The sequence below is a fragment of the Methanosphaera sp. genome, from assembly GCF_016282985.1.
Taxonomy (GTDB): Archaea; Methanobacteriota; Methanobacteria; order Methanobacteriales; family Methanobacteriaceae; genus Methanosphaera.
In genome coordinates, this window is sequence record NZ_JAEELZ010000116.1 from 1 (window position 1) to 14,409 (window position 14,409).

Sequence of the window (14,409 nt, forward strand, 5' to 3'; positions counted from 1 at the left end):
CGAATTTCGAAAATATATCAGGTAAAGGAGTTAAAGCCAACATAAATAACAAAACTTATTTAATAGGTAATAAAAAACTAATTGAAGATAATGATATAAATATTCCCAAAAATATTATTGATGACTTGGAACAGAAAGAATATGATCTTAAAACAGGTATTCTATTAGCAGAAAAAGAAGTTCTTGCAATAATTACCATTGAGGATACCATTAAAGAAAACAGTGTTAAAGCAATAAATGCACTTCATAAAATGGGTATTGAAACTTCCCTGGTTAGTGGAGACAATAAAAATACTTCAGAAAAAGTTGCTCAAAAAGTAGGCATAAACGATGTTATCTCTGAAGTATTACCTCAAGGAAAATTGGATTACGTTAAAAAAATTCAATCATTGAATAAAATAGTGGCATTTATAGGAGATGGAATCAATGATGCCCCGTCATTAACAAAAGCAGACGTAGGAATAGCCATGGGTACTGGAACAGACGTTGCAATTGAATCAGGAGATATGATTTTAGTAAACGGTGATTTATTAAATGCTGTTGCTGGTATTCAAATAAGTAAAAAAACCATGTCCCGAGTAAAATTAAATTTATTCTGGGCTTTTGCATACAATGTCATTCTTATTCCTATAGCTGCAGGAATTTTAATACCATGGGGTATTTTCTTCAGACCGGAATATAGTGCATTTGCAATGGCATTGAGTTCCGTGACTGTTATAACATTATCCTTACTATTGAAAAGATATGTTCCGGAAATTTTTAAAGATGAATAAAAATTCATCTAAATCTCTTTTTTTTAATTATACATTTTTTTTCATGATTTCCCTTAATACTGCAGTAGCATAACACCCTTTTGGAATGAAAAATTCAACACTTATACCGTCATCAATTTGTTCCACGTTTGTATCTTCTATTTTAAATCTGACACTTCTTCTTACACCATGACTTCCCAATTTAGGTGTTTTTGGACATTCAAAAGATTCTTTGGTAATGTTTTCATCTTCAATAACTTTCCGTTCAATGACTCCCTGTTTACCCTCCGCAAATGGAACTTTTGAACCCAATAATGGTGCAGTAGGATTTAATACAAAATTTTTTAAGTCCTCTTCTATGGTGTCTTCATTTATTTCATGAACCCAATGTTCTTCTTTATCTATTATGATATCACCATCAAAATATTTATCAATTCCTATTTTTGCACGTTCATTTACAATCTTGTTAAATAGATAAGATTCATATGCATTAACAAACATTCTTTTTAATGGTTTTGGAAGAGACTCTATCGCCCTGATGTAATCTTTTTCCAGAATTTCCCCATGTTTATTTTGTCCAATCATCAGTTCCTTTATCATTGATTTTTCATAGCGCATACTTTTAGGCATCAAATCATAGGCTTCCTGAAGTTTTCCTTCATCATATAACTTTCTGGACTCATATGGTAGATTATGTTCTTCTTCGTTCGGATTTCCTATATAAGTATCAACAGCTTTTTTAATGTCGCCTTCAACAAGACATTTTCCAACCAAATGAGTAGTACTTCTGACTTCACCAAAACGTTGATATCCATAATAATTAGGCACACCAGTAATTTTTAACGATTCCAATACTTTTTCAGCTATTTCTTTATCTTCAGCAGGATCTTCCGTATTTCTTATGTTTATTTTAAATTTATTACCCCTTAACTGACCCATTCTTAGTTTTTTCTGGTTTTGTTTAATTTCTAAAATTTTTACATTATGCAATACTTCATTAAAATCAGGTAATTCTTCAGGAGTAATATTGCTTATACATAACCATTGTCTGGTTATTGCAGAACGATCTTTCATTCCTGCAAAACCGGTTCTTTTTCTGCTAATATGTAACTCTCGGGCTATATCCAAAACAACATCCAATGTAGTTCTACCGTTTTTCTCCATATGTATCCATGTATTTGGTCCTTCACCGGAGGGTAATTGCAATGGAACCTCATCTACAAAAAAATCTTCATTAGATTGCCTGATTACACCATTGGTTCCTCTATAATCAGTAATAAAAGTATCAACATTTAACATTTAATCAACTCACTTGAACAATCATCTTACCGAATTGTGATTCTTGGATGAAAATCTAAAAATTTAAAATCTCCAAGTTATTCTTCTTGCTATGATTCACTAAATGGTATTTTTTTGTTATAAAACAAAATAATTTATTTAAAAATCATTAATCTAAAAAAAACTTATTATAATTTTATGACAATAATAATATTTAATATTTTTTGAAAATTTCATTTAAAAAAAAACAATAACTTTATGAAGTAAAATCATTAAAATAAATAATATATATAGATTTTAAAAAAAATAATGGAGGGATAGAGATTAATAGTAAACATTCAACAAAAATTTTAATTGCTTTATTCATTCTATCACTGATACCCTTAGTTCTAAGTGTTTTAAAAATGGTGAATAACGAGTACTTATTTGTTGGATTATTTGCATTGGACTTCTTAATAGTAGGAATTGTTTCAACAATGGCAATGAGCCCTCTATTAGGTTTTAAAGAAATAATTCGGAAATTAAGTCATATTATACCCTTTGGTTTAATATTCTCATTATTAAGTACTGCGATAGTCTATTATAGAAATATGAGTGCAAGTAGTATCCTGATTGTATTATCCATCATAGGTATAATAATTTTAATGATTGCTTATATTAGAAAACAGAATACACTGGATAAAATTGAAAATCCTGAAGAATATACTGAAAAAAATATACGAAGAATTATATTCCTATTGGCCATACTCTGTATTATATCATACATTGGAATGGAAGTACCACCATTTAGTGTAATTCCGTTATGGTATGGATTATGTATCCCATTTATTGCATTAATACCAGGATATTTATGTTTAAATATTATTAATCCATATAAAGATGAATTCAGAATAACAGAACGTATTTGGATAAGTATATTTTTAAGTTTAGTGATTACTTCAATAATAGGATTAATTTTAGCTCAAATTGAACATTTCCTCAATATGAGACACGTTTCATTAGTTTTAGTTGTAGTAACACTGATAATTTTATTACCTTTATACTACATTAGAATTAAAGAAAAGAAAACATTTGTATTATTTAGTAATTCAAGTGTGAACAAATTATTCATAATAATTACTGTCTTAGCATTAATTGCAGTAATTTCATCAGGTGTTCTTGTAGTTAACGGTAATATAAACAATAACAACGATGAAAAACTATTCGTACAAGGAAATACTACATTTGAAGTTAGTGGAATACACACAACTCCAGATAGTGAGGGTTATTATAACTTTAGTAATGAGGAGATTCTTAACTTAAATGTCGATATTAAAAACGACGAACATAAGGATATGACCTATAAATTGAAAATAGATATAATTAACGACACTTCCAATAGTACATTTTCTGAAGAAGAAATAAAAGTTAACGAAAATGAAAATAAAACTATTGAAAAGAACATAACTATGGAAACTGGTAAAAAAGATATCCGTTTCATATTATATGATAACAACAATAACCCGTATAAAATTAGACATTTATATGTAAATGTAAATGAAAATGCTGAATAAAATAAAAAAAAATATTATGTAGGAATTATTTTCCTACTGCATAATATTTTATGCCCATTTTCTCCATCAAACTATTTTTAAATTGATTTCTACCATCAAAAATTATGTTTTTAGATAAATTTGATTTTATCTTTTTGAAATCAGGACTTCTAAATTCTTTCCATTCTGTTACTATCACCAGAACATCTGCTCCCTCTATAGCATCATATTTATTATTACAGTAGTTTATATCCAAATCCTTGAAATAAAATTCTTTTGCTATATCCATTGATTTAGGATCATAGGCATTTATTTTTGCACCTGCATCCAATAATTCTTTAATGATAGTAATTGATGGAGCTTCCCTCATATCATCAGTTTCTGGTTTAAAGGACAATCCCCAAATTGCAAATGTAACACCCGTTAAATCATTTCCTAACACGGATTTAATCTTGTTAGACAAGTATTGTTTTTGATTATTGTTTACTTCTTCAACACTTTTTAGTAAAACGGGATCATAACCTGCATCGGTAGCCGTTTTAATCATTGCTATAACATCTTTTGGGAAACAACTTCCACCATAACCACATCCGGCATATAAAAAACTGGAACCTATTCTGGAATCACTTCCCATACCTTTTCGAACATTATCAATATTTGCACCCAACTTATCACAAATATTGGCCATTTCATTCATGAAGGAAATTCTGTTAGCCAACATACAATTTGAAGCATATTTAGTCATTTCGGCACTTTTTATGTCCATAATAATCATTCGTTCATGATTTTTTGTAAAAGGTTCATACAACATGGCCATTATATCGGATGCATAGTCACTATCAGTACCTACGATTATTCTATCAGGATGCATAAAATCATTAACTGCATTACCTTCTTTTAAAAATTCTGGGTTGGAAACTACACATACTTTATAATCTTTACCACGATTATCCAATTCTTCTTGGATGATGGCTTTTACTTCATCGGCTGTGCCAACAGGTACTGTGGATTTATCAACAACTATTATGTCATGAATAATTGTTTGACCTATCTGTTTAGCTACTTGTCTTACATATTGTAAATCGGCACTGCCGTCTTCACCCATTGGCGTTCCTACTGCAATGAAACATAACTCAGAATTATCCAATCCTTCCTTCAAATTGGTTGTAAAATGTAAATTTCCCCTTTCATAGTTTCTTTTGATTAATTCTTCCAGACCAGGTTCATATATTGGTACTATTCCTTTTTTAAGAGATTGAATCTTTTCTTCAAGTACATCAACACAATAAACTTCATTCCCCATATCTGAAAAGCATGTACCTGTTACTAAACCAACATATCCAGTCCCTATAATTGTTATATTCATAATAATTTCCCCTAAAATATTTAAATAACTTTACATATTATAAATCTATCATTTTCAAATTCTTTTTCAGTATGTTGTAATTTAATATTATTAAAATTGTCATCAGTTATTTTCTTTGTGAAATAATATGAAGGATAATAACTTCCATTCACAAATTGAACATCCAAATAATTATAATCATCTGAATCATTTAATATTAAACTTTTATCATATACAATATATCCAATATTTTCTTCATTTAATGAATTATACGAAGATTTTGTAAGAGATTTGTTAGTATAAACGTCAAATCCGTAATGTATAGGTATCTCATCAACACTTGAAATAACCGTTCCAAAGAAGAGATTATTTATCAGTATAGATTTGTTTTGAACATCCTCTTTTTCAAACCAGTTCAACACTTCAACCTCTTCTGATGTAGGTGGAGCTATCTGATATGTTGATTGTTCAGTAGAAGAACTATAAATATTAACTGAAGGATCATTAATATGAACAATACATAATACAAATGATAAAATAATCAAAGCAATTGTTAATATTGTGGCCATATTCCTTTTTTCATTTTGAACATTATCCAAAATATTTGAAATGGCATACCCACCTAAAATGACCATAGGAACCAATAGGTAAAGTAATAATCTAAATGTATATACCGGAATTCCAAACCAATGCAAATTAGTGATTAAAAATGCAATTAATGCCCATAATGATACAAATAAAAACTCTTTCTTTTTAAATGAAAAATATAACCCCACTATTGAAAAAATCAAGGGTATACCAACACATCGTACATATCTTTCCAGACCCATCGCTACTTGACCCATGAACAAATCAAATGGATTATTTATTATAGAGATTATTCCGGACAATAATTGAGTTAAATGTGATGAACTTACTACAAATAACACAACCAATGATACAATACCCAATAAGAACACGGGCAAAATTACATAAATATAGTATTCTATCGCATCAAATTTACGCAATATTGCTGTTTGAACAATCATTAATACGAACAACAATAACATCAGATAGATAAATGATGAAAAATGTGTAATTAAAGTAACCATAGCAAAGATTGCAGTCAATATAGAGAATTTATAATTAGACTCTGTTGATGCTTTATAATAAAAGAACACTGATAATGTGAAAAATATCATTGCCAATGTTTCTGGAATGGGTAAAAACAACCGGGTTACCATAAAGCTAGACAATAATAAAATTCCGGCAAAAAATGCTACTTTTTCATTATAAAACTCTTTTGCAACATAACAAATGGTGAAAACATTACATAGCGATAATAAAACTTGTAATATCCTTGCAGCATCTATCAACTTTGTACCTGAAACAAATGAAGTTAATATCAAAACCATATGAAATAATGGAGGATAACCAATTGTCTTTCCGTTAGGTGCATTTAACAAGTAGTCCACACTGGTAATTCCATTATGTAAGTAAGCCAATGAATAATTTATATGTGTATAAATATCCCAACTAAGTGGGAAATTATTAGATAAAGTAATAATTAAAACACAAATTAAAGACAGCAATATTGGAATAAGAAAATAGTTCCTTTTATTTAAATTAAAATTCATAATCATCACCTTAATATGCATTTTTATCGTTTATTAAAGTAGGTATAGTTTTAATAATTATTTTCATATCCAAAAGAAAAGACCAATTTTCCACATAGTATATGTCATATTCAATTCTTTTTACGATAGAAGTATTTCCTCTATATCCATTAATTTGAGCCCAGCCAGTCATACCCGGTTTTACATGATGTTTTATCATGTATTTAGGTACGGATTCTTTGAATTTATTAACAAAATATGGACGTTCAGGTCTTGGCCCAATAAGACTCATATCTCCCTTAAATATATTGTAAAATTGAGGTAATTCATCTATACTATATTTTCGGATTATTTTCCCAATAGAAGTAATTCTAGGATCATCTTTTTTTGTCCAAACCTTATCATCAATGTACTCGTTTTCAGAAGACATACTTCTAAATTTGTAAATCATGAAAATTTTTCCATCTTCCCCCACACGTTCCTGTTTATAAATTATAGGTCCGGGAGAAGTTACTTTAACCAATATTGCAACCAACAATAACAACGGAGAAATAATCACGGAAGTAATTACAACAAAAATAACATCAAATAATCGTTTAAATATACTATTATAAGATATATCCAAAGGTAAGTACCTGGCACTGATTAAAGGGATATTGTCCAATAATTCAATGTTAGGATGTGATGTTAGATATCTGTAATAATCAGGAACAATATCTGCACGAACTCCGTTTTTTTCACATAATTCCATTAAAGATTCAAGTGTTTTATAATGACGGGGTGCTATACTGATGATAACTCTGTCAACAATAACATCAGAGTTTAAAATATTTTTCAAATCATCAACAGTTCCTATTATATCTACACCCTCAACAGAACCCTCTCTCTTATCGTCTAAAAAACCGATTACATGATATCCCAAATAAGAGTTTGATTTAATAGTATCTACCAAATGTTCCCCCACTTCACCGGCACCAATTATCAATACATATTTTATATTAAAACCATTTGAACGCATTGATCTTAAGAAAAACCTAATAATAGCACGTTCCAATATTGCTAAAATAGTGTTAAAAATTAAAAAACATACTAAAAAGTTTAGTGGAATTTTAATAACGCCCAAATAATTAATTAACAATAAAAATAAAAATTCAAACAGATTGACTTGTCCTATATTGTATGCTGCTGAGAAGATGGACCTATCTGTCCTTTTTGGAGTATATAATGAAAAGATATTATATAAGAAAATATAGCTAGGAATTAATATTATAAAAAAAACCAACCATGTTTCAAAATTAAAATTAAAACTTGATTTTAATATTTTTGTAGAAAATGGATAACAAACTAGCAACGTTGAAAAAATTAAAACAAGTATATCAAAAAAAACATTTAATACATTGAATAATTGTTGGTTTTCTCTTATCATAATACCACTTTATAATATTAATATTATGTTGTTCATATAATAAAAAGTATTATTAAAGTTATTATGTGAAAAGATTTTTAATGTTTAAAAATAGTAACTTAACATAATATAATCCCCATATACTAATATAAGTTATTATGTTTATTACAAAGGAATCCTCTTTTTTATAATGTTTATTATAAAATATTTCCATGGATTTATAAAATTCATACAATAAACGTTTATTTTTACCACTAGCACCTTTATAGTGAATTATATCATATTTTCCAAAATAATATACTTCATAACCCAATTCCTTAACCTTATAACATAAATCTATGTCTTCACCATACATAAAGTAAGATTCATCCAGACCATTACACTTTCGCATGACTGCAGAATCAATTAACATAAATGCACCTACAACACAATCCACCGGATAAACTCCATTTTCATCCAAGTATGAAAGATTATATTGATTAAAACGTTTACTATTTGGGAATAATTTAGAAAGACCGGACATCCTATAAAAAGAAACTTTAAATGTAGGGAAAGACCTTCTACAAGCCTTATCCAAAGTTCCATCAGGTAAAACTACTTTACAACCTAAAATTCCTATATTTTTATTATTTTTTATATAGTCCAATGATTCATTTATTGTTCTATCATTAACAATTACATCACTATTTAGAAGTAAAGTATATTCACCTTTAGCCTCTTTAAATGCAAGATTATTAGCTACTGCAAATCCATCATTATGATTATTTTTAATAAATTTTACCAAAGATTCATTTTTAAAGTCCTGAATTAATTTTTCCAAACTACCATCAGCAGAATCATTATCCACCACCAATATTTCATATTCAATATTTTTTACCGTATCCAATACTGAACTGATAGTTTGTTTTGTTAAATCATATGTTCTGAAATTTACAATTATGATTGATAAATCCATTAAAAACACCTATTTAAAAAATGTAATTGTATTTTTTATTAACAATAATTCTATTTTCAAAGAATTAATTAAAGGAGTACATGATTTAGTTAATTTATTCCTTGATGATAATCCTTCTTTAATTCCAGCAATATATTCCTTTCCAAGATTTTTTTTATAAAAGAATAAATACTTGATAAATATGCCTGCAATAATAAAGACACCATTAATAATTTTCATCCACAAAGGCATGTTTTTATAAATCAAATAAATATTATTTCTAGCAGAAATTTTTACTTTAAATGCATTATAACGTGACCCTGTAGTTGCACTACCATAATGATAAACCAAAGCTTTTGAAGAATAATAAGATTTATAACCATGCAATCTTGCTCTGAAACTTAGATCCATATCTTCCACATAGCTCTCAAAATTTTCATCAAAAAAACCTATTTCATCAAATATGTCCCTTCTATATAAAGCAGCCCCTGCACATGCACTGAAAACTTCTTCATCTTCAATATACCTTGTTTTTTCTTGATTGTATCCTCTTCGTTTACTCCACCCCATGATGGTGTATTCATCACCTACATCATCCAAAAGATTCTGTTTATGATATTGTATCATTTTAGAGGATACTGAAAAAATATTTGGAGAACTGTTTATGGTTTTGATAAGATTACTTATAGTATCATTTTCAACAAGAGTATCATTATTTAAAAGAAATACGAATTCTGTTTTAACTAATCTAATTCCCTGATTGACTGCATATGCAAAACCCATATTAGAACTGTTTTCTACTAAAATTATTTCAGGATAATTTTTTTTAATAAAATCAGCACTACCATCCTGAGACGCATTATCAACAATAATAATATGATTCAAAGAAATAGAAGATGACAATGAAATTAAAAGATTATTTAATAACTCCTTGTTGTTATAATTTGGAATAACTACAGTTACTAAAGAATCAACATTAAATTGCATCAAAACACCACATAATTAAAAAAAAAAAGAAATAAAGTTATAAATTTTTTACATAAGCTTCATACTGATCACAAATCTCATTTACCTCTCCGGAAGCAATGATTGAACCTTTATGTAACCATATAGCTTTGTCACATAACTTTCTTACCTGAGATACAGAGTGAGAAACAAATAACATGGATGCTTCCGACATTACGGTTCTCATTCTCTCCTGACATTTTGTTTGAAAAGATAAATCCCCTACAGACAATACTTCATCAAGAATCAAAATATCAGGACTTACAGAAGTTGCTATGGAAAAACCTAAACGTGATCTCATACCAGAGGAATAATTTTTTACAGGAACATCAATAAAATCTTCAAGTTCAGAAAATTCCACTATACCTTCATATTTTTTATCCATTTCAGCCCTGGAATATCCTAATGTTGCACCATTCAAGTAAATATTTTCCCTACCTGTATAATCCATATCAAAACCTGCACCTAATGCTAACAATGGAGCTATAGAACCATCTACCTTAACAGACCCCTTTGTTGGTTTTAAAACACCGGAAATAATTTTAAGTAAAGTACTTTTACCAGCACCATTTAATCCTACAAATCCTACTTTTTCACCTTGATATATCTTCAATGAAACATTATTCAAAGCCCAAAAAGATTGAAAGTGAATTTCCCGTTTTAATAATTTAATCACATATTCTTTTAAATTATCGGTTTTCTCTTCGCTAAGATTAAATTCCATACTTACATTATTTACTTCAATAACTGTTTTTTTAGACATTTTTCTCTCCCTGTTAGTTATACATATAATATAAATTTATCCTGATAACGTTTTAATAAGAATATTCCAATACCCAACAATATAATAGCAGCAATTGTAGGGATGATAATATCATTTAAACTATACAATTTTCCATAATAGAAACAATCCCTGACACAGCTAATTATATAGAACAATGGGTTATATGTTTGAATAAACTTAAATTGTTCGGGCAAAATATCTGCAGGATAAAATATCGGTAAAGCATATAACAGCATCAAACAAAATACCGAATATAAATGTTCAATATCCCTGAAAAATACATTTAACGTACCCAATATAAGACCAACACCCAAAGTCATCACCAGCAATATTAAAATCGGTAAACTAGCAAATATTATGAAAACTGTAAACTCAGAATTTGTAACCAACATAATTGCAAATAAAACTATTAAAGATAATGCATAAGTTACAAAATTGGATAAAACTGATGAAAGTGCATATAAATACTTGGGAACATAAATTGACTTCCAAATTCCAGAAGAACTTACTAAACTTTGCATAGCTTGAGTAGAACCACCAGTGAACAATGATAATGTTAATTGACCAGATAAGTAATAAACTGGGTAATTATGTACTCTGTGGAACAATGCAGAAAATACTATTGTCAATACTATCATACGTAATAAAGGATCAAGAAAACTCCATAAAACACCCAATACTGAACGACGATATTTCTTTTTAATATCTTTTCGAACTAACTCGCTCAATAAGGATTTATATCTACTAAAATCATTTAGTCCTTTAATTTGAATTTCCGCCATAATAAATCATCTATCAAAAGTTTTAAACAAGATTTAAAAAAATATAAATCTTGAAATAAAATCTATTAATTAAACTTCTATTTTACAATATTCTTAAATATTTCTATAATTAATTGATAACATCCATAAACTGATTTACCCTATCCTCATATGTATGGCCACTTATATCATTGCTGACCTTTTTAGGATTATTTAAGGCATCATCAATAAGAGTATTTAATTCATCAACCGTACTGTATGTGGATACTCTTCCTTTGAATAATTCATCCAGTCCGGATACTTCATCAGAAATTATATAAGCTCCACAAGCCAGTCCATCAAATATTCTGTTGGAAATGAAACCTTTTTCACGCATGTCTTCCCAATGATCATTCAATAAAATTTTACAAGAAGAATATGCTTGATGCAATTCATCATTTGGAATATGATCTCCTTTAATATATTTTTTATTAATTAATCCGCCCCAATCAGCCCCATAAACTGACAAATTATGTTCAGTAGGCAGTAAATCTTTTAAAATTTTTCTATAAACTTTTCTGGAGTTACCAACAAACAACAAGTCTGATTTATATTTTTCATTGTACTCAGGGTAAAATTTATTAATATCCGTACATTGCCACATACATTCAACTGGTACTTTAACCTTATCCTTTAACTGTTCCGTCCAGTATTTTGACGCAATGAAAACATAATCATACAGTTCATACTCATTTAAAGAAACTAAATCTGAATGAGAAATATTCCACATTATATTAAAATGTTGAACTTTAGGTTTGTAATAAGACAATCCTCTTAATACAATAACCGTATCACCTATAGAATCAGATGAATCATTCCATTCAGAGAGCATTTGAATTTTTACAATATACCCCTTCTTCTCAAATTCATTTTTAAGTCCTTCTGCAACATAGAAATCTCCCCACCTGTGTATTTCGTTCCAGGAAGGCACTGGTGTTTTTATAATTATCTTCGGTTTTTTATAATATTCCTCCAATACCTCTTTAAGAGTATTTGCTCTATGTTGATATGTATGATTTCCCAATACAATATCCTGTAAATATTTGATTTTTTCTTCCCTTTCATCCGAATTGATTAAATAATAATTTATGATATCTGTTAATTCCTCTTCGGAATGGTATTCTGGTATTTTTCCACCGAATACTTCATTATTTCCTTTTGTTCCGTTTGTAACAACAAGTTTACCTGAAGATATACTATCAAATACCCTACTGTTTACAGAACCCCATTCTTTAGTAACGTGATTTGCATCATCTATAACTATTTTACAGGAAGAGTATACCTTAGGCATGTCTTCATAATGCACAAAACCCTTTGTATATTTGGAAAATTTAGGAATTTTATTCCAATTTGCCCCATATAAATTAAATTTATAATCCAATAATTCCGGATTTAAATATTCAATTATTTCCCTTTTTGCATCCCAATAACTACCAGTGAAACAATAATCACAACGATAATCCTCAGAACTAGGCACGTTCTCATTAAACATGTCAGAGTCTGATGCTAAAGGATAATATACTGCATCAATTCCTGTTTTTTCTTTTACAAAGTTACATGCAATTTTACTACTGGCAAATACCAAGTCATATTTTTTGAATGACGGATTTTCAACCCATCTTTCAAACCAATTCCTCATCCAGGCAATTTTTACCAACAATCCATTTTTACATTCCACTTTAGTTAAATCATAAGCGTCCAATAAGGAAATTAAAACATCAACATCCTCATCAACAAAATACCAATCCCGTTGTCCCTTAGATTTTCTTCTTGATTGGTACTTAATATTCCACCCAAATTTTTCTAATTGTTTTGCCAAAGTCAGTGCGGTAAAATAATCACCTGCAGTTGTATTCTCATCAGATTGAGTTACTACAAAAGAAACTGTTAATGGTTTATTAGTAAAAATATGTTTATTATAAAATTTATCTTGAATTAATTCTTTTCTTAACCATTTATTCCATTTTTTAATGAAAATACGTTGGTTATTAAGTCTTCTATCCCTGACTTCATTATTATTATTCTTTTCCTGAGTTCCGAATTCATAATGATACAATACCGACTTAGGATTATAAATATTTTTATACCCTGCTTTATGTAGTTTAAGACATAAATCTACATCCTCATAACCGTAAACATAATTATTATCAAAACCACCCACTTCCAAATAAGTGGATTTTTTTACCAACATACATGCTGCAGTTACTGCAATAATTTCTTCCTCTTCTGTTTTGTTCAATAAACTTTCATATTCTTCAGCATTGTCCCTATTAAATGGTTTAATATAACCGTCACCCTCTTTAAAAAAGATTCCAGAATGTTGAATTGTATATGACTTCTCTTTATTGATTTTGGAAGTATCACAATCAGGATAAATTAATTTAGAACCTACAGCTCCAACATTTTCGGAAGACAGCATAGTTTCCAACAGATAATTTAACCAACCATCCAATGGTTTAATGTCATTATTCAGGAATAATAAATATTCCCCTTTTGCTATTCCTACTCCCTGATTATTTGCATATGAAAAAGTTTCATTATTTTTATTTCTTATAACAGTAATAGGTAAATTTTTATAACTTTCAATTAACTGCATTGAGTTATCATGAGAATGATTGTCAACAATTATGATTTCATAATTTAAATGAATAGTCTCATCAATAACCTTTAATAATCTGGATAAATGAGAAGCACCATTTCTATTAACAATTATAATAGATACCAAAGGAGAGTTAACAAATAACGGAATTTCATTTTTTTCATTATCCTGATGAATTAAATCTATGATTCTTTGTTTTTCATCATCAGACAAATGACGTTTTTTTCTAAGAATTTCTTTAACGTTTGTTTTAACTTTATCAGAGTATTTACCTTTTGCATCAACCATAGTATGCTTAATTTTTCGTGCTTTATTAAATCCCCTAGTATTTCGTATAGACTCTGGTACTCTCAATTAAAATCCCCCTTTTATACTACTTA

At 28.6% G+C, this 14,409-nt stretch carries 11 protein-coding genes; 2 read left to right on the top strand and 9 right to left on the bottom strand.

What is annotated here, in order from left to right; genetic code table 11:
- On the top strand, window positions 1–773 hold a 773-nt coding region (locus QZZ11_RS07190; protein ID WP_292474826.1), incomplete at its 5' end, for an HAD-IC family P-type ATPase.
- A gap of 27 nt (window positions 774–800) precedes the next feature.
- Here the strand turns inward: QZZ11_RS07190 and truD are convergent.
- Complete coding sequence (truD, locus tag QZZ11_RS07195; protein ID WP_292474828.1) at window positions 801–2,051, bottom strand: tRNA pseudouridine(13) synthase TruD; 1,251 nt, start codon at window positions 2,049–2,051, stop codon at window positions 801–803.
- A 383-nt stretch (window positions 2,052–2,434) separates the two neighbouring features.
- Here truD and QZZ11_RS07200 point away from each other — a divergent pair, with 383 nt between their 5' ends.
- Window positions 2,435–3,583, top strand: coding sequence for a DUF1616 domain-containing protein (locus QZZ11_RS07200; RefSeq protein ID WP_292474829.1), 1,149 nt, complete (start codon window positions 2,435–2,437; stop codon window positions 3,581–3,583).
- 25 nt (window positions 3,584–3,608) lie between these two features.
- Here the strand turns inward: QZZ11_RS07200 and QZZ11_RS07205 are convergent, their stop codons facing one another.
- The 8 genes from QZZ11_RS07205 to QZZ11_RS07240 all read right to left on the bottom strand — a co-directional run bounded on the left by QZZ11_RS07205 (window position 3,609) and on the right by QZZ11_RS07240 (window position 14,383).
- Window positions 3,609–4,928, bottom strand: coding sequence for a UDP-glucose/GDP-mannose dehydrogenase family protein (locus QZZ11_RS07205; protein WP_292474831.1), 1,320 nt, complete (start codon window positions 4,926–4,928; stop codon window positions 3,609–3,611).
- Between the two features lie 20 nt (window positions 4,929–4,948).
- A complete protein-coding gene (locus tag QZZ11_RS07210) occupies window positions 4,949–6,523 on the bottom strand; it encodes a hypothetical protein (RefSeq protein ID WP_292474832.1) in 1,575 nt (524 codons plus the stop codon).
- Between the two features lie 10 nt (window positions 6,524–6,533).
- Complete coding sequence (locus tag QZZ11_RS07215; protein ID WP_292474833.1) at window positions 6,534–7,928, bottom strand: undecaprenyl-phosphate glucose phosphotransferase; 1,395 nt, start codon at window positions 7,926–7,928, stop codon at window positions 6,534–6,536.
- A 61-nt stretch (window positions 7,929–7,989) separates the two neighbouring features.
- On the bottom strand, window positions 7,990–8,862 hold the full coding sequence (locus QZZ11_RS07220) for a glycosyltransferase family 2 protein (protein WP_292474835.1): 873 nt from the start codon (window positions 8,860–8,862) through the stop codon (window positions 7,990–7,992).
- A 9-nt stretch (window positions 8,863–8,871) separates the two neighbouring features.
- Window positions 8,872–9,828, bottom strand: a complete 957-nt coding sequence (locus tag QZZ11_RS07225; protein WP_292474837.1) for a glycosyltransferase family 2 protein — start codon at window positions 9,826–9,828, stop codon at window positions 8,872–8,874.
- Between the two features lie 37 nt (window positions 9,829–9,865).
- A complete protein-coding gene (locus QZZ11_RS07230) occupies window positions 9,866–10,609 on the bottom strand; it encodes an ABC transporter ATP-binding protein (RefSeq protein WP_292474838.1) in 744 nt (247 codons plus the stop codon).
- Between the two features lie 17 nt (window positions 10,610–10,626).
- Window positions 10,627–11,412 carry an ABC transporter permease gene (locus QZZ11_RS07235; protein WP_292474840.1) on the bottom strand — a complete coding sequence of 262 codons (786 nt, stop codon included), beginning with the start codon at window positions 11,410–11,412 and terminating at the stop codon, window positions 10,627–10,629.
- Window positions 11,413–11,521: 109 nt separating this feature from the next.
- Window positions 11,522–14,383 (bottom strand): glycosyltransferase, encoded by a 2,862-nt coding sequence (locus QZZ11_RS07240; RefSeq protein ID WP_292474841.1) that lies wholly within the window; start codon window positions 14,381–14,383, stop codon window positions 11,522–11,524.
- Window positions 14,384–14,409 lie beyond the last annotated feature (26 nt).

Bases quoted from the DNA above. Each gene is read 5' to 3' on its own strand.
- QZZ11_RS07230 (WP_292474838.1), bottom strand. From the start codon at position 10,609: ATGTCTAAAAAAACAGTTATTGAAGTAAATAATGTAAGTATGGAATTT.
- QZZ11_RS07220 (WP_292474835.1), bottom strand. From the start codon at position 8,862: ATGGATTTATCAATCATAATTGTAAATTTCAGAACATATGATTTAACA.
- QZZ11_RS07205 (WP_292474831.1), bottom strand. From the start codon at position 4,928: ATGAATATAACAATTATAGGGACTGGATATGTTGGTTTAGTAACAGGT.
- truD (WP_292474828.1), bottom strand. From the start codon at position 2,051: ATGTTAAATGTTGATACTTTTATTACTGATTATAGAGGAACCAATGGT.
- QZZ11_RS07210 (WP_292474832.1), bottom strand. From the start codon at position 6,523: ATGAATTTTAATTTAAATAAAAGGAACTATTTTCTTATTCCAATATTG.
- QZZ11_RS07215 (WP_292474833.1), bottom strand. From the start codon at position 7,928: ATGATAAGAGAAAACCAACAATTATTCAATGTATTAAATGTTTTTTTT.
- QZZ11_RS07235 (WP_292474840.1), bottom strand. From the start codon at position 11,412: ATGGCGGAAATTCAAATTAAAGGACTAAATGATTTTAGTAGATATAAA.
- QZZ11_RS07225 (WP_292474837.1), bottom strand. From the start codon at position 9,828: ATGCAATTTAATGTTGATTCTTTAGTAACTGTAGTTATTCCAAATTAT.
- QZZ11_RS07200 (WP_292474829.1), top strand. From the start codon at position 2,435: ATGGTGAATAACGAGTACTTATTTGTTGGATTATTTGCATTGGACTTC.